The 22867-nt window shown below is 40.5% G+C and carries 20 protein-coding genes; 6 read left to right on the top strand and 14 right to left on the bottom strand.

What is annotated here, in order from left to right:
* Positions 1-44: 44 nt before the first annotated feature.
* From GYM62_RS14910 to GYM62_RS14930, 5 genes are all read left to right on the top strand, one after another.
* Positions 45-1019: an AAA family ATPase gene (locus GYM62_RS14910; protein WP_219957013.1), complete on the top strand. Its 975-nt coding sequence runs from the start codon at positions 45-47 to the stop codon at positions 1017-1019.
* A gap of 3 nt (positions 1020-1022) precedes the next feature.
* Positions 1023-3536, top strand: a complete 2514-nt coding sequence (locus GYM62_RS14915; protein ID WP_219957014.1) for a S8 family peptidase — start codon at positions 1023-1025, stop codon at positions 3534-3536.
* A 68-nt stretch (positions 3537-3604) separates the two neighbouring features.
* A complete protein-coding gene (locus GYM62_RS14920; RefSeq protein ID WP_219957015.1) occupies positions 3605-6571 on the top strand; it encodes a type I restriction endonuclease subunit R in 2967 nt (988 codons plus the stop codon).
* 123 nt (positions 6572-6694) lie between these two features.
* Positions 6695-7144 carry a hypothetical protein gene (locus GYM62_RS14925; RefSeq protein WP_219957016.1) on the top strand — a complete coding sequence of 150 codons (450 nt, stop codon included), beginning with the start codon at positions 6695-6697 and terminating at the stop codon, positions 7142-7144.
* Positions 7145-7370: 226 nt separating this feature from the next.
* The gene (locus tag GYM62_RS14930; protein ID WP_219957017.1) at positions 7371-8192 is read left to right on the top strand and encodes a hypothetical protein; all 822 of its coding nucleotides are present in this window, start codon (positions 7371-7373) and stop codon (positions 8190-8192) included.
* A gap of 75 nt (positions 8193-8267) precedes the next feature.
* Here the strand turns inward: GYM62_RS14930 and GYM62_RS14935 are convergent, their stop codons facing one another.
* The 3 genes from GYM62_RS14935 to GYM62_RS14945 all read right to left on the bottom strand — a co-directional run bounded on the left by GYM62_RS14935 (position 8268) and on the right by GYM62_RS14945 (position 11508).
* Positions 8268-8489: a hypothetical protein gene (locus tag GYM62_RS14935; protein ID WP_219957018.1), complete on the bottom strand. Its 222-nt coding sequence runs from the start codon at positions 8487-8489 to the stop codon at positions 8268-8270.
* 525 nt (positions 8490-9014) lie between these two features.
* Entirely contained in the window at positions 9015-10847 is a 1833-nt protein-coding gene (locus GYM62_RS14940) for an ATP-binding protein (RefSeq protein ID WP_219957019.1), read from the bottom strand.
* Between the two features lie 334 nt (positions 10848-11181).
* Entirely contained in the window at positions 11182-11508 is a 327-nt protein-coding gene (locus GYM62_RS14945) for a hypothetical protein (protein ID WP_219957020.1), read from the bottom strand.
* 591 nt (positions 11509-12099) lie between these two features.
* Here GYM62_RS14945 and GYM62_RS14950 point away from each other — a divergent pair.
* Positions 12100-12618 carry a hypothetical protein gene (locus GYM62_RS14950; protein ID WP_219957021.1) on the top strand — a complete coding sequence of 173 codons (519 nt, stop codon included), beginning with the start codon at positions 12100-12102 and terminating at the stop codon, positions 12616-12618.
* 152 nt (positions 12619-12770) lie between these two features.
* On the opposite strand, the gene GYM62_RS14955 is transcribed toward GYM62_RS14950, so the two are convergent.
* The 11 genes from GYM62_RS14955 to GYM62_RS15005 all read right to left on the bottom strand — a co-directional run bounded on the left by GYM62_RS14955 (position 12771) and on the right by GYM62_RS15005 (position 22833).
* The gene (locus tag GYM62_RS14955; RefSeq protein ID WP_219957022.1) at positions 12771-13265 is read right to left on the bottom strand and encodes a hypothetical protein; all 495 of its coding nucleotides are present in this window, start codon (positions 13263-13265) and stop codon (positions 12771-12773) included.
* Between the two features lie 299 nt (positions 13266-13564).
* Positions 13565-14314 (bottom strand): hypothetical protein, encoded by a 750-nt coding sequence (locus GYM62_RS14960; RefSeq protein WP_219957023.1) that lies wholly within the window; start codon positions 14312-14314, stop codon positions 13565-13567.
* Between the two features lie 39 nt (positions 14315-14353).
* Complete coding sequence (locus tag GYM62_RS14965) at positions 14354-15019, bottom strand: hypothetical protein (protein ID WP_219957024.1); 666 nt, start codon at positions 15017-15019, stop codon at positions 14354-14356.
* Entirely contained in the window at positions 14997-15923 is a 927-nt protein-coding gene (locus GYM62_RS14970) for a DUF4099 domain-containing protein (protein ID WP_219957025.1), read from the bottom strand. Before GYM62_RS14970 ends, GYM62_RS14965 begins: the two co-directional genes overlap by 23 nt.
* A gap of 10 nt (positions 15924-15933) precedes the next feature.
* Positions 15934-16566 (bottom strand): M23 family metallopeptidase, encoded by a 633-nt coding sequence (locus GYM62_RS14975; protein ID WP_219957026.1) that lies wholly within the window; start codon positions 16564-16566, stop codon positions 15934-15936.
* 12 nt (positions 16567-16578) lie between these two features.
* Complete coding sequence (locus GYM62_RS14980; protein ID WP_219957027.1) at positions 16579-18570, bottom strand: type IV secretory system conjugative DNA transfer family protein; 1992 nt, start codon at positions 18568-18570, stop codon at positions 16579-16581.
* A 32-nt stretch (positions 18571-18602) separates the two neighbouring features.
* Positions 18603-19439, bottom strand: coding sequence for a conjugative transposon protein TraN (gene traN / locus GYM62_RS14985; protein ID WP_219957028.1), 837 nt, complete (start codon positions 19437-19439; stop codon positions 18603-18605).
* A gap of 6 nt (positions 19440-19445) precedes the next feature.
* The gene (gene traM, locus GYM62_RS14990; RefSeq protein ID WP_219957029.1) at positions 19446-20669 is read right to left on the bottom strand and encodes a conjugative transposon protein TraM; all 1224 of its coding nucleotides are present in this window, start codon (positions 20667-20669) and stop codon (positions 19446-19448) included.
* Positions 20659-21090, bottom strand: coding sequence for a hypothetical protein (locus GYM62_RS14995; RefSeq protein WP_219957030.1), 432 nt, complete (start codon positions 21088-21090; stop codon positions 20659-20661). The genes traM and GYM62_RS14995 overlap by 11 nt, the downstream gene beginning before the upstream one ends.
* Positions 21068-21676: a conjugative transposon protein TraK gene (traK, locus tag GYM62_RS15000; protein ID WP_111390939.1), complete on the bottom strand. Its 609-nt coding sequence runs from the start codon at positions 21674-21676 to the stop codon at positions 21068-21070. Before traK ends, GYM62_RS14995 begins: the two co-directional genes overlap by 23 nt.
* Positions 21677-21678: 2 nt before the next feature.
* Positions 21679-22833, bottom strand: a complete 1155-nt coding sequence (locus GYM62_RS15005; protein ID WP_103923815.1) for a plasmid transfer protein — start codon at positions 22831-22833, stop codon at positions 21679-21681.
* Positions 22834-22867 lie beyond the last annotated feature (34 nt).

Below are 22867 nucleotides of genomic sequence, written 5' to 3' on the forward strand. Positions count from 1 at the left end.
TTTGAACGGTTAGTAAGTATTGGTTTTAGGTTTAATTTTGTACCATGGGAGCGACGGAACAAATCAAGAGTCTGATCAAACATTTTGGAGAGGGAGACGATGAGCGATTCATTTCGTCTGCCCTGCAAATTGCTGCGTCTGAAGCCCAAAAGGGACATACTGCCCTAGCCCAAGAACTGAAATCACTAATTGACAAGGCAAGAGTTAAGCGGACTCAGCCATTCGCTGACAGAAGTAAAACCATCCCTATTCTTCCCTCCCAGCGGGATTTAAAGGAACTTTTGGATGTCTTTCAGCCCGTAATCAAGCTCAAAGACATGGTCTTGGATTTGAATACTCGATCCTCCCTTGAAAAATTGATCGAGGAGCAAAACAACTGGCAGCTTCTTCGTCAGTACAACCTCCAACCCAAGCGAAAACTACTCCTGACAGGACCTCCGGGTTGTGGTAAGTCTATGACAGCACAGGCCATTGCCGGAGAATTAGGAATTCCGGTATTTATTGTAAGGCTGGATGGGCTTGTCTCTAAGTTTATGGGAGAATCGATTGCAAAATTGCGGGTGATCTTTGACGCCATGGTCAATCACCGTGGTGTATATCTTTTTGATGAATTTGACTCAATCGGTAGTCATCGAAATCAGGGACAGGATGTCGGAGAAATCAAGCGGGTGCTGAATTCCTTTCTGATCAATATCGAAAAAGACCAGAGCAACAGCATTATCATCTGCGCCACCAACCTGCCTGATATGTTGGATAAGGCACTTTTCAGAAGATTTGATGAGGTGATCGAATTTCCTCTTCCCAGTGAGGAGGAGATTTTTACCATGCTTACCAGACAGCTTCAAGCTTTTGAGTTTGCACAAGCTGTCGATTTTCATTCCATTTCAAGACAGTTTTTAGGACTTAATTTTTCGGACATCGTTCGTGCTTGTGAAGAAACTATCAAAGCCATGATTTTGAGTGGTAAAACCAGACTGCAATCACAAGACCTGATCGATGCCCTTTCCAAAAGAAAGTAATCGATGGCACAAGAACCCAAACGACATTTAATAGGAATAGAGCGATTTGCCTCCGGACAGGGTTATAAGTACCCTCGACCCGTAATTCCAAAATTCCCTATAGCGAGTCAAAATAGAGCTATTCATGGGAATCGGATCAAGAACCAAATCCAAGCCATAAGAGATCAATTTGAGCTAAATCAGGACCAAGAAGTTCCGGAAGGTTTGGTTCGAGATGAAGTGATCTATGTGGAATTTTTCTCCGAATGGGGCTTTGAATTCAAATACGAACAACTACACTCTGATTCAAAGGGGTTTTACCAAATCCTTAAAGTGACGAAGGAGGTCCGGACTTTGGAGGATCGGGAACAAAAGCGTTATAGGGTTCTAGTGATGTTGGCCAAGCGAGGTGTGGCCCATTTTTTAAAGAGAGTTGAAGAGTATTTGACAAAAAACACAAAGAAAGACGGGATTGATACCGGCACCCCCCAAGCTCAGCCTCTTATTGCCAATTTGAATGAAGTTAAATTGGCGACTCTTGAGGCTTTTTGGGTAGATATTGAGACAACTTCTTTTCCAATGCCTGATCAGGAAGTCTGGTGGGAAATTTGGTTCAGACGTTCTGCTTACCAAGAGGATAAGATTAATCAGCAATTGGAAGGAGCTGGATTAAATTTTAGTCCACGTGACCTATACTTTCCAGAACATGTGATCCGAATGGTCAAAGGAACTGCTAAACAACTATCTTCTTCGGTTTTTCTTTTGGACAGTTTGGCAGAATTAAGGAGACCGCAAGAAATCAATGATTTTATCACCTCAGGAGATATTTCCTATGAGGATCAACAGACTTGGTTGCAAGATTTGATTTCGAGAACTGAGTTTATTCCTGGCGCGGGAGACCGTAAAGTGTTCGTCTGCCTTTTTGATTCCGGGCTTACTCATAGACATCCATTAATTGAACCTTTAGTAGATGAATCCAATCTTCATTCTTGGAATCCTGCTTGGGGAGTAGAGGATACCGGAGCTGATGGAGGGCATGGAACTGGGATGGCGGCATTGGTCCTTTTTGGGGACTTAACTGAAGCACTGGCCAGTCCTGCACCAATCAGAATTTTGCATGGGATAGAATCTTTTAAAATAGTAAATCCCGGAGTCACCACAAAAAAAGAATTACATGGCATCATCTACCTAGACGGAGTATCAACAGTTTCGATTTCAAATGAAGAGGTAAATAGAGTTTTCTGTATTTCAGTCACCAATGACGGAGTTATTAAATCAGGTAGACCCAGTTCAGCTTCAAGTACTCTTGATCAAATTGCCTTTGGGTCCTCTTTTGAAGGAGCCGGTCCCCAACTTGTTCTTGTCAGCGGAGGAAATGTGGAATTGACAAATCACGGTGATTATCCAAGTCAAAATTTCATCAGAAGCATTCAAGATCCTGGTCAGGCATACAATGTTTTGACAATAGGAGCATTTACACAAAAGGACCGACTTTCAAGGGCAAGTAGGTACAGTCCTATTGCGAGATTGGGTGAAATGTCTCCGAGAAATTCAACTTCAGCGGCATGGGAGCCCCAATGGCCAAATAAACCAGATCTGGTCCTAGAGGGAGGAAACCAAGTGACTGATGGACACTTTCTTTTGGCACATGATGAATTAGACCCCCTATCTGTGAATAAGGATTTTTCAACCAGACTATTTAGACCTTTTGGCGGAACAAGTTCGGCTGTCGCATTTGCTTCAAAGATGGCTGCTGAAATACTGACTGCTTATCCCAACTTTTGGCCAGAGACAATCAGAGGATTGATGATTCACTCTGCTGGATGGACCCCACAAATGCTTGCTGGGAAAGATATAACTAATGAAAGAGAGCGAAGGGCTCTAATACGATCTGTTGGATATGGGGTACCTAATCTTTCTAAGGCACTTTACAGTGCGGGAAACTCATTAACCTTGATTGCTCAGTCTCAGTTAAAACCCTATCGGTTAAACGGAAGTAATGTTCGATACAATGAGTATCACCTTTATGAGATTCCTTGGCCAACTGAGGTTTTGCAAGATCAACTTTTTGACCAAAATGTGACTATCAAAGTTACTTTGTCTTATTTCATCGAGCCAAATCCCGGTGCTCGTGAATATGCCAAAAGCTTCTCTTATCATTCTCATGCCTTGGATTTTAAACTGATAAAGGAAGGAGAAACCCCGGCTGATTTTCAAAGACGAGTTTCCGCAGCAACAGAGGTAGAAGACGAAGAGGAAAGACCTGATTTGAGTGATGAGGATTGGACTATCAAAGAAAGAGTACGCTCGAAAGGTTCTATCAAAAAAGACTTTTTAGAAACCAATGGAGCCAATTTGGCGTCCCGCAATCTACTAGCGGTTTATCCTAAATCAGGTTGGTATAGATCCAGAAAGAGTTTGAGAAAATACGATGAAGAGGTACGGTATTCATTGATAGTAAGTATTGAGACACCTGTGGAGAGCGTTGATATATATACACCTGTAGAAAACCTGATAGCAATTCCAATCAGACCTTAAATTAGTTTTTAGCAGATTTATCAGTCATCAATAGTTCAAAATTGCTAATTTGAACCAAAACCTTTTTTATGTCCTTTACCGAACTCAATAGCGTAGAGTATTATATCATCCGTGAACTAACCGGGGTAAATCTCAATTCAGGAAACTTTGGCGAAGCTAAGCCACGGTATGGGACGGATTGGCAATTTAGATCAGCCTCAGATCTAAATCGTTCGGTGAATGAAGTCCTGATAGAATCGGACCTAAAAGAGGCTTTGATCCGGTTGAATCCAGAGATTCAGATCAATCCGAATTTGGCAGATGAGGTAATTTATAAGCTGAGGGCAATTTTGATCTCGGTTCAGCAGGTCGGTTTGGTTAAGGCCAATGAGGAGTTTTTCAAGTGGATGACCGGGGATAAGACCATGCCATTTGGAGATAACAACCGACATGTACCCATCCGATTGATCGATTTTGAGGACTTGACGAATAACCAATATACCCTTACCAATCAGTTTCGGGTTCACCACCGGGAAACCAAAATCCCGGATATCGTCCTTTTCATTAATGGTATTCCGGTGGTAGTCGGGGAAGCAAAAACACCCACACGGCCCGGCGTAAGTTGGTTAGATGGGGCGAGCGAAATCCATCAAGTGTATGAGAATTCCATACCCCAGCTTTTTGTGTCCAATATCCTCTCTTTCGCAACAGAAGGTAAGGAACTTTATTATGGAGGTATCCGATGCCCCTTGGATTTTTGGGCACCATGGAGGTTGGAAGATGAGGAGGAAGCTTTAGCAAAAAGACTTGGACTAGGTGAAATCGGAAAAGAGATGGGGGATTTACTACACCCCAAACGCCTGCTGGATATTCTTCAAAATTTCTCTCTGTTCAGCACCAATAAGAAGAAACAGCGGATGAAAGTAATCCCTCGATTCCAACAATATGAGGGAGCCAATAAAATAGTAGAAAGGGTAAAAGAAGGCCGGATAAAGAAGGGATTGATTTGGCACTTTCAAGGTTCTGGCAAATCCTTGTTGATGGTTTTTGCTGCTCAGAAACTTCGAAGAATGCCGGAATTGAAGAGTCCGACAGTTATTGTATTGGTTGACCGAACCGATTTGGATACCCAAATCTCCGGCACTTTCAATGCAGCAGATATTCCCAATGTGGAACCAACGGATAGTATCCGGGATCTGCAAAAATTGCTGGAGCAAGACACCCGGAAAATCATCATTTCGATGATTCATAAGTTTCGGGACGCCAAGCCCAATATGAATACAAGGGAGAATATCATTGTATTAGTGGATGAGGCCCACCGCACCCAAGAAGGTGATTTGGGTCGTCAAATGCGATCGGCACTACCTAATGCCTTTCTCTTTGGACTTACTGGTACTCCAGTGAATAAGGCCGACAAAAACACCTTTTGGGCATTTGGTTCGGAGGAAGATGAAGGTGGCTATTTGTCTCGATACACATTTCAAGATTCAATTCGGGACGGAGCAACCCTTCCACTTCACTTCGAACCTCGCTTGGTTGATGTCCACGTAGATAAGGAAACGATCGATAAACTTTTTGAAAATTTTAAGGAAGAGGCCGCACTGACTGATGAGGAAGCTGACGCTTTGAATAAGAAATCTGCGAAGATGGCGGCGTTCTTGAAATCACCCGAGAGAGTCAAAAAGATTGTAGCTGATATTTCGGTTCATTTCAAAGAAAAAGTCGATCCGCATGGATTCAAGGCCATGATCGTGACTCCTGATCGATATGCCTGTATCCAATACAAAGAAGAATTGGATAAATACTTTCCGGAGGAAGCAAGTAGAGTAGTGATTTCCACCTCTGCCAATGATGAGTATGACTTTAAGCAGAAATGGGCAGTGGACAAATCCCAACAAGAAAGGATTGTCGATGAGTATAATGATCCAATTTCCGACTTGAAATTTTTGATTGTTACGGCCAAGCTTCTTACTGGATTTGATGCACCAATCCTCCAAACCATGTATTTGGACAAGTCCCTAAAGGACCATACTCTTTTACAGGCGATATGTCGAACAAACCGACTTTTTCCGCAAAAGTATTTTGGTAGGATCGTGGATTACTTTGGGGTTTTTGATGACACGGCCAAAGCATTGGAGTTTGACGAAAAATCCGTGCTTCAAATCATCACCAACCTTTCAGAACTTCGAGAAAAATTACCTCAAGCAGTGGCAGATACCTTGGCTCATTTCACAGGAGTTGATCGGACCATTGTGGGTTTTGAGGGATTGGAAATAGCCCAAAATGCCATCAAGACTGATGAGAAAAAGGATGCTTTTGCCAAGGATTTTAAATTCCTAACCAAGCTTTGGGAGTCCCTTTCACCAGACAATATCCTCAACCTTTACCAACAGGATTACAAATGGCTTTCTCAGGTATTTGAATCTGTGAGGCCAGCTTCTGACACCATCGGAAAGTTACTTTGGATTACGCTTGGTGCGCAAACCACCAAATTGATTCATGAAAACATACATGTGGGTGATATACACCACTTGGAAGAGTTTATCCTAGATGCGGATGTTATCGAGGACATTTTTAACAATCCCGATCCTAAAAATGCCAAGAAACTTGAAAAAATCTTGGTCAAACGATTCAAGAAACATGAAGGAAATCCCAAGTTCAAAAAGCTCAGTGAGCTACTCGAAGAACTGCGGGACCGGGCTGAAAAGGGGTTGATCACATCCATAGAATTCGTCAAGGAACTTTGTAAAATCGCAAAAGAGACAGTTCAAGCGGAAAAGGAATTAGCTGAGGAAATTCAAGAAAAATCTCCCAAGGCAGCATTAACCGAATTATTCCTTGAATTGAAAACAGAAGAGACTCCTGCGGTGGTCGAGCGGATCGTCAATGACATCGATCAAATCGTAAGGGTGGTAAGTTTCCCCGGTTGGCAGAAAACTACAGGAGGAGAGCGAGAGGTCCAAAAATCTCTTCGTAAAGCATTACTGAAATACCAACTTCATAAGGACCAAGTCCTTTTTGACCGGGCTTATGGGTATATCAAGGAGTACTATTAAACACCCTTAACTAAACCACATATAAACATATTCAAAATAATTTAGATGGGTTTTTTTCAAGATTTTTTATAAAATAAGGCTGTAAAAAACTTCACAAATAAAATTCAATAACAACAAAATCAAATGACAAATAGATCAATCAAGCATAAAATTAGCCCGAAAAATATATTAATGTTTTCATTAATCTTACTTTTCTCATGCAAGAAATCTGATCAGATAAATGGGATTTGGGAAAGGCAAAACGATTTCTTCAAAGGAATGAGAGTTGAAATTAAAAGTTTGAATGATTATCCAAATGGCTTGATTATTTTTTCACCTGATTCAGCAATTTTGGGCGGCTTTGTAACTGACGATGTAAAGTGGAAAGACATAAGAAAGTTAAACGATAAAAATTATGAATTTGAAGATCTGACAAAATCAGTAGATGATTTGGGCAAAATACACGAAACAGAATACTCTCCATCTAGACTGGTTTTTTTAAATGATTCTATTATTACAATAAGAGGCTATACCAAAGGAAAAGAATGGATAGGAACCGAACAAACCTGGAAAAAAGTTTCATCGAAAAATTAGAATATATTGATCAGTATAGACTATGGAAACCCGTGTAAATATCGCATCTAGGCAAATAAAACGACTTTATAAAAAATATTTTAGCAATACAACATTACACAATGTTAAAAAAATATTAGACCATAAACATTAAAATAATTAAGAGTTGAAGTTTCAAAGAAAATATATTTCAACAGAATAAATCACACCAAAAAGGGATTAAAAACAAGAACACCATAATGAAATTATGATTGAAAAGCTGATTGAAATATTAAAAATAAATGAAGTATCATATTTGCCTTCAATATTTTCAAGAGAGTTGAAAAACAACAATCTCGTTTTAAAGCCCTATTCATATCCAGGTTTTGATGGCTTCAAGGACCTTCTGCACGTGATCTATTATTCAAAATCAGGCTTAAACAAAGGTTGGAATGAATACTTTATTTCGTTTGTTGATTTTACTGCGAAAGAACCAGATTTATTTTTTATTGCATACTATAATAAAAGCATAGACTTAAACCACCAAAATCCTCAATCCTCTTTGAGACATGGGGTAAAGGCCTTTAATCTCATTTTTCATAGAGATTACAAAAATTTAAATTTAACAATAGCACAGTCTTTGCGAGACTTCTTTCACAATTCCACAAACATTTATCTAGGTGAATTTTTACAATGGTTTTCATTTGATCATAAAAACATTTATAGCGCATTTGACAATAAGATATTTGGATCACCAAAGGAATCAAGCTTAGTTTTTATAGGAAACATTGAGTCATTTAGTAGTGCATACTACTTTTTAATAAAACATGGGTTCATTAAGGACATAATAGATGAAGAAGGAAGATTAAGCCACTCAACGAGCAGAAGTTATTTTGGCGGGCTGATACGAAATGGATTCGAAGTTGAGTCTTTAAATATTGGAGTTGCATACGCATATTACCAAGGTGACAACCCGAGAGATGGTCATGCAACATTTAAAATCGATTTTAACGATCTACAAAATATTAGAGAATGCTACAACAAATCATATGGAATAGATACCGATGATAATAATGACTTGCATTTCTAAAAGGTAATTTGAGCCAAGGATAATATAAATAATCTATCTAACCAAGATTTTAAAAAAAGCCCTTTCGGGCTTTTCTCAGGATTCTTCCGAATCCGGTTCTTTGACGGAAACGTAAACGGTGTGGGTTTTTCCGTATTGATCAGGTTCTTTTAGCTTGGCGACATTGAATTTGACGAAGGTTTCTCCTTCATATTTGAAGGTGTGGTTTTGAAGCTCGGCCATATTCAGGCTCACTTCCACAATGTCCATGTTTTCGACTTGCTTTCCTTTACCGATGTACTTTTTTGAGAATGCCATAGTATTTTGGTTTTAGTTAAAATCTATGCAGGTCATTTAGGATGGCAGGGAAAGTGATAAAAAATTAGAATTTAAAAACCGGGAGGCAGTCCGTAGGAAACCCTGTTTTTAGGAAATTCTGCTGGAATCCCCAATTTTTTGAAACTGACAGGCCATCCGACCTTTGTGCATACAATTGGACAAAACCGTAATAGGGCATCGTTTACTCGGTTGGGATTGCTAGGAAAACTACGATTAGAAAATCTTTTGCGATAAAAAATTAAGTCACAGCCTTCGACAGAAACCTCCTTTTCTGTTCGAGGTCGGAGCTTAAATCAGTTTACCAAAATCATGGAAGGCGTTTTCGATCAATAATTCCCTTTCTAACCTTGTTGGATTCAAACTTCTTAGATAGGGCACCTTAAGTTTAACAACCACCTAGACTATCCAAGATTTCCCGCATCAGTCAAATAATTCCATTCTCAAAATGAGACAAATTGAACTGAACCAAATGAGTATGACTTAATGAACAGAATTTTCCTATTGTTAAAAGAATTTTTTGATAATCGTGTCAAGCTTTTTACAATCCGGATCTACTGAAAATAGGTCCTTTTCACCAATCATCACAATTTTCCCCTTGGCCCTGCTAATCGCAACATTCAAAAGTCGTAATCCTGTTTCTCCTTTGTAAAGTGTTCCAGGCCCAACCCTTTTTGTATCCACCATATCAAACAAGATAACATCAGATTCATCTCCTTGAAATGCATGCACGGTGCCTACCTTTATTTTGGAGGTTTGCTTTTCATGTAAGCGAAGATCTGTAATACTTCTTTTGATAATTTGGGACTGGGCCCTATACGGAGTGATAATACCCAAGGTACAATACTTGGCACTTCTCGCTATTCTTTTGGCAATCTCAACACATAATTCAGCAGAGTACTTGTTATATCTTGAACCCTTATCTGTTTTTTGACAATGGTTGCATTTGTCATCATTCAGATTCCAAAAAACTATAGGTTCTCCAGAATTTGGCTCAAAGTCAGCACCAATTCTATTTTTCTCACTTATCAATGTTTTGAGTTTGTTAGAGTAAAAAGAAGCACTGATAATTTTTGCGATATCTTCGTGCATTCTTCGCTGTTCATCCAACATGACAAGCAGTGAATGATTGATGGTTTGAGAAATTCCAGATAATGTAAATGGATCAGTTTTAAGCCACTTGGTAACCAAATAATGGGAAGAAATCGCAATTGGACTCAATTGCTGAAAATCACCTGCAATGATGATCTTTTCCCGGGCAAGTGAGGCTAAATAGCTCACGTGGCCCACTGACATCATACTCGCCTCATCAACTATAACCACATCGTAATTAACCTCTTTGAAGGTATCCTCCAATGCTGCCTGAATTGCTGTGGTGAATGTTGTATCTGCATGTAAAATTGGCTCGGTAGTCAACTTCTTTAGTTCCTGTTGCAATGAAGCCAACTTCTGTTTTAACACTGCCTTCATTTCAAAACTACCCTCGGTTTTGATCGCCTCTTCAACCAAATCGATCTCGGTTCTTTTCTGTATTATCCTACTTTTATTGGGATACAATTTGGGAGATTTTCTTGCCTCAGGCAGCCGAGCATATCCATACCTCAACAAAAATGGATTAAAATTAACCTCTGAATCCAATAGTTTTTCCGTTCTCAGGCCAAGCTGATCAACTGCAACATTTGAAATTGCTGTTACAAGGATTTTTTTGCCCAACTTCATCATCTCAATGATGATTTTTGCAAGTGTCTGGGTTTTCCCTGTTCCTGGAGGTCCCCAGACATAGGTAATGTCCTGTTTAAATGCTCGAATTAAAGCTTCTGCCTGCCTAGGGGACATCCCAGAAATATCTGCTCCATAAATAGGGTAAAACGATTCTAAACTTGAAAAGTGATTTTGCAGAATTTGCCAAACGAGCAAATTCCCTTTGACATCAATCCTTTTGATATTATCGCGAATTATATAAAGTAGCTTATGGGATTGTGGCTCTATCTTGATAGAAGAATTGTTAGGAGGAAAAAATCGTCTTTGTGCTGAGCAAATTATTTTTGATGAAGATGGATCATACACCAATAATGTTCCTTCTACCATTTCTTCATCTTTCATTCTAATAAGAGAGTTGTAAAAAGACCAAAATATTCGAATTTCTACCCCTTCTGAAATAGACAATCCACTTTCGTCAACATCAACTACAGCCTGAAAATAATATGGGGCCGGGCCAAGTGTTCCAAGCGGTTTAAAATCGGAAATATAAAGTGGTGATTTTTTGTACTTGCTTTTGGTAGATGCTACTTCCTCTTGTATGGCAATATCGATCTCATTTAGGATTGCTTTTCTGTTCATTTCTAAAAAGTAAATGTTTCAATCATTAATCAAGATAGAGCTATTTAGAGAAAGGCCAGTCAATTCCCGTCTAAATAAACCTGATTCAGAATGAAAGTAGGTACAACTAAAAGTTGTGTAGGAGACCCTGTTTTTAGGAAATTCTGCTGGAAGCCTCAATTTTTTGAAACTGACAGGCCGTCCGACCTTTGTGCATACAATTGGATAAAACCGGAATTGGGCATCGTTTACTCAGTTGGGATTGCTTTGAAAACAACGACTAGGAAGTCTATTGCCAGCAAATAATCAAGACCAGCCTACGACATAAAACTTCTGCTCTGTTGGAAAGCGGAACTTACATCAGTTTACCAAAATCATGGAAGGCGTTTTCCCTCAATAATTCATTCACCTTCCCTTTTCTAACCTTGTTGGCTTCCATCTGCTCGAAAGACAGCAAAAGCTTCATCAACATAAATCTCAGGTCTTTATCGGTTAGATCAATTCCGTTCTGCCGAAATGACTCCTCAATAAAGGATTTGGCATTATAGGGATAGACCACCTGACCTTTGAACGCAGCATCAGCCGGATGTACTACTTCATTATACATGTCCATCAGAACAATTCCGTCATCAGCCTTGTCAAGCATTTTCAAGGCATTTTCTACTACTTTTTTAATACTCATAGGGGTGTATTAAGTTTCTGTTTTAAAATTAGTAAATTATCTGAAAAGGTTTAATCCTTCTGGTATTAAATGGGAATATTCACAAATAGAAGAAAAGAAAAAAACCAGATATTAAAGTAAAACAATTCAAATTCAATCAGGCCTTTCACAATCAACAAAAACTCCCTTATAAAAAAATGAAACAATCTTATTATGGCTATTAAATATTGAGCTTTCAAATTTTTAACTAGTAAAACTCTAGGATATCAAAAAACATTAAAACTCATTAACATCACATTAAAATCACATCAACCACTTAGTAAATCACCTAATACCATATACTTTAATCCAATTTTAAAAATAATGAAGACCAATCTTAATAAAAAAAATACATATAAATATTTATTCAAAATGAAGAAAAATAAATATTATTTTTAAAATTAGTTTATCGATTAAAGAACCCCACATTCCAGCTTAGGTTTTTTATTTATTGCGGCTCATTATTGGATTGAGACTTTTTTTGTTTATACTTGAGAAAGTTAAAGATCGAAGAATCGCCTTTTAACGATTATCATTATTTCATAAATTATTGATAGCCAAGCTCTTATAATTATGTGGTTTTTTAAAAAAAGTATCGACGAGGAAAAATTTGTTTCCTTATTTATTTATCAATGTTATTCGATTTCCGAAGAAATAAACGAAGTTGTTAGCTCGTTGGGTTTTTCCGGAAAACGAAAAAAACTTCAATTAGATGCCGACATATTTTCTGTTTGGGTAGTTTCTTTAGCATTAGAAACTAAGAAACAAAAAGATCTTCTTCACAACCTATTTGTATCTGTCAAATACCCTTATCTGGATGAACAAGATAAATTTTATTCAAGAATTCAAGATACTTATGCAGATTACCATTTCGGCTACAATAGCTGGGTAAAGAATCATCAAAATGGGGCGCAGTTGGGTTTAATAATATCGAAAATAATATTTGAACAAAAATCAAACCTAAATGCAGAAAATGAAATTATTCTAGGTGATTTTTCTGTTGGTATGCAATTCTTTTCTGTTTTTGCGAACGGATTAAAGAGCACTTTGAGTCTTAAGAAGGATATTTTAAAAAAATACAAAATCAATTAGGCTACAATGATTTGTTTTTTTTATATCAATTTAACATCATTTTTTAAATAAAGCACTCAAAACATCCTATCTTTAACTCTCAAAGAGTTGGTAAAATACAAGTAATCTGATTATCTCCAGCAATTTTACAGACTGAAATATTTTTTACCAAGCTATTCAAAAGTAACCTCCTCAGCAAGTGGCAAGGTAACCTCTCCAGGAGGTAAAGCCTTATATTCAAACTGTCGATAGACTTTCCCATCAGCCAAAACATTGACGGCCGCTGAAAGTGGCTGGAAAGAATCGTCAGTACTTCCTCCCAAATGAACGGCATTAAAAACGAAGCCTAAGCTATGGATCGGAGCTGAAGAAGTGGCTGAAATAGTTGGGACTTCTGGTTCAAAAGAAAGTGTGTAGGTATTGCCTTGTTCGATCACTTGGGTCCAGTTGAGTTCAGTTGGCTGATCCAATACCGGAGCGACAAAAGTAGAGGTACCGCTCAGCATACTATGAACCGAAAAGGTCACCAGATAGTCAGCGTAATTACCATCCATTTCAACTTCGATGGTAACGTTTTTCTCCACCAATTTAGGCTCTTCATCCTCTGAGGAACAGCTAAAAGCAAAAACAGCTAAAGTGATTACTAACAGGCATTTCAGATTTCTCATGGCGTAAAATGGTTTAGTTTAAAGATTAGGAATTTGATTATCCGCTTCTTTGCCAGTAGTTCAAAATGGCCTCGACTTCGCTCGGCCACCGGATTTCAGGTTATTATTGGGAGGGGAGGAAAATGCGGCGCAGCCGCATTTTCCTCCCCTCCCCAACAACCGAAAAGAACGGACACCGAGCGAAGTCGAGGTGGGACCTAATAAAATTTGGTTACTGGCAGAATTGCGTATATACATTATTAGGAATTTTATAAAGTCAAAAGATTACTATTTGAAAATCAATGGGGTTATTGGACCTCTCACCTCCCCATCTCTTGGGTCTGAATAGGTAAAACGTCCAATTTCCTGAAATCCATGTCATAAAACTGGATTTTCTTCGATTCCGGATCTGCTTCGACAAATACGGATCGACCATTTTCCAAAGTGGCTTTTTGGGTATTACCCCGTCCTAAGCTGGAAAGTAGCATTTCCTTTTCCTGAAAATTTTCAAGCTCCTTGATCGGGAATCTGCTCAGTTCAGATTCCAGTTGGAACCCATGATCAGGATAGAACTTTTTGTAGGAGAAATTCCCCTGCTCATTCAGTTTTTCAAAATCCAGTTTGATCCAGATGGAATCAATCTTTTCTCCTGAGCCTTCCTTCATCTGACCGACTTCGCTCGAAGCTAATACCCTATTATCCATTTGCCTATTTAGAATGGCTTTTTTATGGATAGATGCCCCTCTGAGCAAATTATAGGCTTCCTTTGCTGTCACGTCATTTCCCTTTCCATACGAAAAAGTGTTCTGGATCTGATCGTTAAGAGCGACTTTTACGCTATCCAGAAAATAATGGTAGGGCTTCGAAGATCTCGAGAAATTCAGCTCATAATTAACCTTGTCCTTTCCCTGGCTTCCATCCTTTTGCCTCGCATTAAAATCGGCTGAAACTCCGATTTTAAAGGACTCCTGTCGCTCAGAAACTTTAGCTTCCAGGGCAGCATTTAATGAAGTACCAAAGCCAAGGAATTTCAGGTTCTTTTTGAGGAATTCAAGATTATTATTCTCCATAATTTTGAGTGACAAGCGTTTAAATATAGCAAAACCATATTAATTAAGGTCTTTCCAATGCAGTTGGTTTAGCTGATAAAAGGACTCAACTCCCTTTTGCTTAGGTTTAAATGTCCGAACGGTTTGAATGATCGCCTGCGAAATGCAATAGCTTCGAAGTGAAAAGGTGAATATCGATTCCTTCGAGACTTTATCCCTCTTTTGGTTTTTGAGCTGAACATAATCGTCGGACAAATAATACCCGCAGTCCCGACCATAAATCAGATCCTGAACCTTACAATCCATCATTCTTCCCAAAATCGAGGTGCTAAAAACGGTATTGATCTTGACCTTTTTTGAAATCTTCTTGAATGCTTGATTCAATAAGATCAAGTCAAACTCAGCCCCGATGATCAGGAACCCAGCTTCATCAAAGGAGATCCTGGCTTTGAATTGATTGACAAAGCAGATCAGGGAAGCATAGGAGTCTGAGACAAAAATTGCCCGAGAATCTTCTGAAAGGTTGAGTGTAGAAATCCCTCTTGAAGCCTGCTTATTCCGGTAAAGGCTCAGGATTTCACAATCCAACTTCTCGCCTTGCTCACCAAAGAAGTCAAAAACGATCTGGCCCGTTTTATCCTGATGGGCAAACTTGGAAAACAGAACTTGGATAGCCTTATCCACCCCTTTATAGCTCAAAATATCAAAGGTCTCTGTCAAAGACATTGTCTTGTTCGGAGCGTTTTCTTGGGTTCTTTCCCTCTTCCGTATCTATGCTGTTTAGCCGCTTGATTGCATTGATATCAAAATCTTCCCTAACGGCTTTTGGAAGTGAGGAATCTGCTGAAATTTTGGAGTATTCCTCCTTGATATTGTTCAAATCACGAATTGCATCTCTGTCTTTTGGGTTTCTAGCGATTCGGCGCTCTACTTGTTTTTGAACCTCCTTGATGGCTTGAAGGTATCCTTCGCTATACGTTTTTTCCTCCTGGCTTTCCTTTCCGAGCACTTTCTGAACACCGGTAATCAGTAAGTATGACAAGCCTCCATCCAACAAAACCGAAAGGACTAACCCTGACTTATTTGATCTGAGGCCTTTTGGAGCAGCCGGTGAAAGTTGAAATGCTGTTCCATCTGCCAACAGCACCGTTTCCCCTTCCTTGTATTTCTTCTTTTGCTGTGGATCGAGTTCCTGCCCATTGACCGATTGAGGAGCTTTGATATCTCGGGGATTGTAGGAGAGAAATTGTTTGGTTTGCTGATCGTACTCGATGATTTCGGTTTGAATGTTCCCTTCTTTGTCCACATAGCTTTTCTTGATGTTGGCCAATTCTTTCCGAACCAGCTGATTCCGCTCAACGTCATTCAAATTGGAATGTGAGTTCGGTTCCCTATAAACCGGATCAATCCTCAAGGCGGGATTCCCATCTTCACCTCTTACAATAGAAAGTCTAGCTGGTAATTTATCGATGAAAATATCCTTCCCTTTCAGGTCGGTTAATTCCACGATATCGGTCATTCCGCCATTCTTCAATGCGTTAACTTCCTTTTCTGGGATGGTGAATTTCCCATCTTTTACGACTCCGAATATCTCCAGATCCTTCATCGGTAATCCATTTTGGCTTTTCATATTGCTTGCTTTATGGTTTTGATAAATAAGTGATTGCCTCTTCTTTGGTCGATAGTCTTGAGATCATTTGAATGAATAAGACTGGATTAACATATTCCTTTCCCTTTTTGATGCTCAGATGCAAATGATCGCCGGTAGCTCTTCCTGTACTTCCGGAAATTCCCAGGATTGTACCCGGTAAGACGCGCTCGCCCTTTGCTACCAGAGACTGAGAAAGGTGACCGTAAATCGACTCATACTTGCCGTGTTGAACCTTGACAAAAATTCCCAAAACCGGATCATTATCTACCGACACAACCGTTCCATGAAGCATAGAAAGCACCTTCGATCGCTTGGTTTTAAGATCGATTCCCCGATGAAATTTCGTTTCTCCGGAGAATGGATCGGATCGGTAGCCAAACTCTGAAGTCAGAAAAAAATCCTCTAAGGGAAGGGATGCCAACAATAGCTCCTCCCCATGTTCCACGGCTAGTTCCTGTTGGGACAAAGTAGGAATTTCAGACCCTTTCGCTTCTTGCTTGAATTCAGCGGACCTGATCACGTTCACTGAAGTCATTTCCTTTCGAAATTCAATGGAATTGAATTGAGGAAATGCCTGATTAGCGACAAAAAGAAGAAGTATGATCGGTAGGTTCCTTTTCATGATTTCAATGACTTAATCTAGAATTGCCATTTCCCGGTGCTTTTCAATAATCTCGGTAACCTGACGGTGGATTTTCTCAAAGTGCTTGGTCAGGATCTCTTCTTTCTTGCCTTGGAAATCATAGAATTTCGGAGTGGCTCGATAGGAATTTTCCTCCTGCCTGATCTCCCTCATATCCAAATTGACTCGACAATGAACATTGGAGGTCTTGTATTTCCCGTCAAACTGAGTCCCTTCCGTTGCGATAATTCCAGCTATTTCCCCGGTGTGCATGGACGCTATTTTTCCTGCAGGAATCAGCGGATCATATCGCTCACTGTACGAAATCGAGGTTTTATCCCGATCAATCGAAACGCTTTGCCCCAGCTGCTTTCGCTTTCCAAACATCATCTCCAACCAGGACAACGTGTCCTTATGGCGGACTGAGCCACAAAGGACATTTCCGATCACCGAGGTCATGGTCGATGCCGTATCCTTTCCCTGAAGCTGATTTAACTGAGGCAATTCCTGCAGACCGAGCAAAACCGCTACTTTATTGCTCCGGGCAGTAGAAATCAGGTTTTCGATTTTATGGATGTAAAAAGTAGGCGCTTCATCCGCTATCAACGCGGTTGGCAGATTTCCCTTGGTATTGATCAATCGGGTTAGCCTATTGATGATCACCGAATAGCAGGTGCCTGTGATACTTTGGGTTTCGGTACTGTTGGCAAGGACTAGAATGGAGGGGCTATTTGGATCCGAGATTTTGAGGTCGAAATCATCCCCACTGAAGACCCAAGCGGTTTCTTTGGTGTTAAGTCTGGAAAGGAAAATTTTCAATGTACCAACCTGCCCTTCCAGCTGTTTGTAAACCTTCTTTTCAAACGCACTGCGGAAGGGCGACACCATAGATCTGAGTTCGGGGTATTTGGTCAGACAGTTAAAAATATCCTCATAGTCTCTGTTGAGAAAATCCAGCACATGGGCAAAGGTGGAATATTTGCCTTCCTCATATCGAGACACAAAAAAGATACAGGCAGAGAGAAAGTTGATAGCTGATTGCTCGAAAAACTTATCTGCTCCTCCTGTGGAATCGGATTTTTGCAGGGATTGAAAAATAGCCTCTGCGGTTTCTGAAGCATTGGCCACTGTCTTCAAATACCTTCTGTTGATCGGATTGATCCTCCTGGAATATTCTACCTCATCCAGATTGATCACATGAAATTTGAAATTGGAGTTTTTCTTTTTGTCCTGAGCTTTCAGATAGTGGAAATAGGCAATCTGAGCCAAGTCAGGAAACTTAAAATCGTAAAGACACATGGTGAATCCCTTGCCGATCATCTGTCGGATAAAGGGATTGATCACCCCAAATGACTTCCCCGAACCGGGGGTTCCAATCACAAAAGTCCCTCTGAATGGATTGACCAAGTTGATCCATCCTTTTCGGACTTTTCCCCTGAAATAGAACTTCATGGGAATGTTGACCGAATAGGGGTTTTCGATTTTTTTGGTGTCTTGCATGAAGGATTCCCCTTCGATATTCCATTCATCTTTTCCCAGTCCCGATTTGATCAGTTTCGATACATTGTCCAAGGAGGTATGGATCAAAACAGCCCCAATAAATAAAGACAGGCTGTACCCCAGGTCTTGGATGGAAGTGAAGTCCATTACCAAAAATGAATCTTCCAGCGCATAGAGATAGGTCGAACCAAAGAACAGCATCAACCCGATGGCCAAAGGAAAAATGATCTGATTTCTCGGATTTAAATCCAGGTTCTTTCTGGCAACTGTACCGATGGCTGAAAGGCAAATCGCTATCAAAATGGCCACTTTACCAAGCAGCACATCACTGTAAATCTTCAGGTTTTGCAGCTTTTCGAAAAGGGGAAGAAGAAACCTTCCCACCCCATCCATGGCCAAAAACTGTGGGGAATAGACAAACATCAGAATGTCCAGAAACACCATCAGATAAACAATGAATTGGAAACTTGCGTGAAGGCTTTTTAATTCTCTTTTCTCATTCATGGCAAAGGCTCAGTTGAAGGGAAAAATCATTTTTAAAGTGTGTCTGCAGCTAAAAGGTCTGCGTACTTGATCTCCAAAGAGAGCGTTCTTCCACTGATTTGGGATTCGGAAAGCTCGATTGTGAACACCTTGGAATTGGGGAAGGTGAACTTTTTGAACACGTAGATATTGCGGTATTTCTTATCAAAGCTTTCCGGGGTGAAAAGCTGGTATTCCGGCTCTATCTCAATGGATTGGACATTGGTTGCTTTGACAATTCGTTTGTCCTCGATCTTAAACCTCAACTGGTCCAGATCAAATTTGAGATTGGTCTTGTTGGTAAAGGAAATGTCCAAAAAGATATAATCGTCCACCGTGTAGACACTATTCACCTGACCGGAAACCCCATACTGACTGCTCTTGGTGATCTTGTCCTTCGTCTTCGTTTTAAATGCTTCTATGGAAAAGTACCGAAGCTCTTGGTCGCTCATGGGGATTTTACCAACCTCCAAGGGACTGGTGTGGACAGGAAGAATTTCGATTTGAGTCTTTAGCTGTCGCTCATCATGGGCATACCATAAATCGTACTGCGCGATGAATTTCTGCCCGATAATGGTAACCACTCCCAAAGACTTATTGTATCCATTAAGGTTGGAAACACTGTCCCGGATGGCTTTTACCCGAAAAACACTTTCTAATGGAATATCACCGATCATATTGTCAGTCGAGATATCCACGTATTGGATGGGTTCGGGAGAAAGAAAGTGAAGGGAGATTTCCTCGTCGATATAGATCTTGGGAAGTTGGCTTTTTAAAAGCGTCCCATTCTGCTGGGTATATGCTGAAATGGATATCGCCCAAAGGATAAGGGTTATAATCTTTTGTCTCATGGTAGGTCAGTTTTGGTTTTGGATCATTTTTCCGTTTTCCTGCAAGTCGTTGGTATCGATCAAATAGACAGAAGTCCCATACTTGATATTGGCCTTGTTCTTTTTGATGGATTTGGAAACAGCCTGGGAGGTTGAGGTGAACATTCGTTGGAGCGCAGACATATACAGTTGACTCAATTCGTCTGAGTTTGGCTGCATGGTCAGATTCATTCCCCCGGTGGTATTTCCTCCGAGTTCTTTGGAGAATTCCCGGAAGGCACTGGCCGGAACATACAGTCCTTCCATCCCATCCACATCATAGATGGAGAGCTTAATCGGGAAGATTCGATCATTGATCATGACCGAAGAAATAGTCAGCTTCACTCGCTGAGCTTCATATCCGGAAATCAAGGCATAGAGATAAGTCCCTCTGCCCACAATGGCATTTCCGATCAGGATATCGTCCAAAAGTCGGATTCTCAATCGGGCTCCAAGGGTACCGCTCTTGATATCCTGGTCAATGATTGCGTCGATGAACTTTCCCTCTTTTTCTTTGGTGACGGTATTGAATAAAGTAGCGGTCCCCTCTGACTTCTGAACCCGATAAACTGCGTTTTCAATCTCATTTGCTAAAGGTTGGCTCTCCTTTTCTTTTTGCTGTAACTCCTGATAGGCCGGATCATTCGCTTTGGAAATGGAGTCTATTACTGCCATTTGAGCTTTAAATAGATCCATGGGATCTTCGTATTTGTTGGCGGGAACTTGGGTCTTTTTTCCTTCCAACTGATTGATGGCATTTAGCAATTCTTCATCTTCCTTGGAAAAGCTTTGCTGTCTGGAAGGTTGAATCAAAACAGAGGGAATCGAATTGCCCCTATCGGGTTTTCCCGAGTACAACCCTGCACTTTTTAAAGCGTTGTCTATGGAATCCAGCAGCCTTTTTTCTTCCTCGTTATACAGCGTTTTGATTTGGCTGGATTCTTCAACCTCGAGTTCCAAGCCTTTGATTGCCGTGTATCCATCATTTGCCCTTTTATAGGTTTCTCTGGAAGCATCCAATTTAGAATCAAGCGGTTTTTTCTGGATCTGTTCCGACACTTTGCCAATCTCGGATTGGATTCCACTGAGCCCCTGAATAGGCTCAGCCGGACCGTCTTTGCTGAAGGATTTATACCCGTAAAACAGCAAACACAAAAACGGGAGCATGATAATCGGCAGGATGTATTTGGGTTGTTTGAAGTCAATTTTCATGGGAGTGGTTGTCAAAGTATTGCAGTTGCTCAATTGCTTTTTCCAGATAGGCTGAATCGGTCTTTGAAATAGAATCCTGAGCGATAATCCGTTCGATCACAGATTTTAACTCAGCCATTTTCGCAGCCCTTAGAGTCAAATCCTGTAAGGCTGAAAATTCATTTGAAAGCTCTCCAGGTATGGCTTTTAGCTCTTTCTTGAAATTGTTTGCCTGATTCTCCGAGTCAGGCTTTAGCACAAAAAAGGTCAGGATGAAAGAGGCTACGATAAAAAGGAGCATGACACAAAAAATGATTTTGGCATGTCGATCCATCAACCGCTTCAACTGGCCATTTACCCCTGCCAGGTGAGGATAAAGCTCATTTTTAAGCTCTTGGAATAGGGTAATATCCCGATCCTTAGAAGGTGTTTTTCGAAACATTGCTCAGGTCTTTATTTTCAATAGTTTTCCAATTCGTGATCAATACCCCGTGGCTGTTATTTTCACTTCTCGGGATATCGATCAATTCACCTTCTGTGATGATCGACCGGGTGATCGTGGCACTTCTTCGATCAATCTTTTGCTTGCCGTAATACCGGAATCTATTCTGATCCAAGACAATCGAATCCGTCTGGATAGACAGCACTGAACTTGAGGAAAGAATGGAATTGAAGTAGCCCTTTTCTTTCAGGTTATTGTATTGGCCGACTCCTGTCTCATCCACGAAATACATTGCCCGGCTCATTTGGTATTCGATGTGCTTATCGTCGGGAGTCAGGTTGAAAAAAAGGCTATGAAATAAGTCCACGGCTGCTTTGTACTCAGCGGGCCTATTCATTTGCATATTGGCCTGCTTGGCCAAAATGGGTATATCATTGTCCAGGATATAAATGGACTGCCTTGCGTTGGCTACCTGTTTATAGGCGTAAACCGAAACAAAGCCGCAGATAATGATTGAGGTAATCAGGCTCCCAAGGGAAAGAACCGTTGCCAATCTGATTTTCGATTCAATGTTTTGGATGATCATGGTTAGATTAGTTTAGCTCTTGAAATTGATTTTGAAGCGGAAGATCCCATCCTTCCGGCGGTGGTTGCTGCTGAGGAAATTCCTGAAGTGGAAATGATCCAAGTGGAAATCGAGGGCACGGTAGTGATGGCAATTGCGCTGACAAAAAATGCTACAATCACCAGCCCGAAACTCAAAAAGCCATTGGATGCCAGCCAAGCCATTTTTTCAAGCCGATCTGCTCCACCACCGGTTGAAAGCAAATACTCGTACTTGTCAATCTCTACCTCCAAAGCATATTGTTGGAGCCTTCCTGTTATGTAGAGAATCAAATATGCCACTCCTACATAAAGGTTGACGGAGACAAACCTTGCTATCCAGGTAGTGAACGCATCCCGAAAGGCTGGAAGAATACTCACCACCACTGAAAATGGCCCAAGTATCACCAACACCGTCGAATAGATGATCTGCAACATGAAAATGATATAGACGCAAACCCTTAGAATCCATATGGCCACCAATTCGATGATTTGGGTAGCGAGCAGTTGAAGGCTGGTTTGCATCCTAATCCTCATTTGGACAATAGGAGCTAGAATCTGATCGGAGAAAAATCCTTTTACCCCATCCACAATCACCATCCCCAAATCTTTATCGGATTCTTGCGCCTGTTCCGATGCCATCTCGGTCACTGCCTGATATTCCACCAGCTGATCGGCCATCTCGATCATGTAGGCCGCCCGGTCAAGTCGCAAAGCATTATTGGTGTCATTTTGGATCCCGAAAAGCGCTTCTGTTTTGGCAGCGATCAAATCGGTAGGAAAAGCTATGATCTGGCAGAAAATTGGCCACCACATCAAAAGAATCACCAACGCAAAAGGTCTTAAAAGGGGCATAATTTCAAGCTTCTTATCCCCTGCCATCATTTCGTAGCATTTGAGACTAAAAAAAATCAGCATGAAAATACAGGCCAAGGTCTGAGCATCTCTCATGAAAGGGTCGGAATGAGCAAAGCCATAATCCCTCATTTCTTCAAAGAAGGTCATCACTCCCCTGTCGTAAATGCTGTTTCCCTGCAAATAGCTTATGGTCTCCTTGTACTGGTCATGGTTGGCCGATTGAGCAAATCCGGGGATTGACAAGCCAAGGAGAATAGATAGTCCTGTGATCAGCTTCTTCATTTCATGTGATTATTAATTGATTTTCAATGGCCAC

It is taken from the genome of Algoriphagus sp. NBT04N3, from assembly GCF_019443765.1.
In the GTDB taxonomy this organism is placed as follows: Bacteria; Bacteroidota; Bacteroidia; order Cytophagales; family Cyclobacteriaceae; genus Algoriphagus; species Algoriphagus ornithinivorans.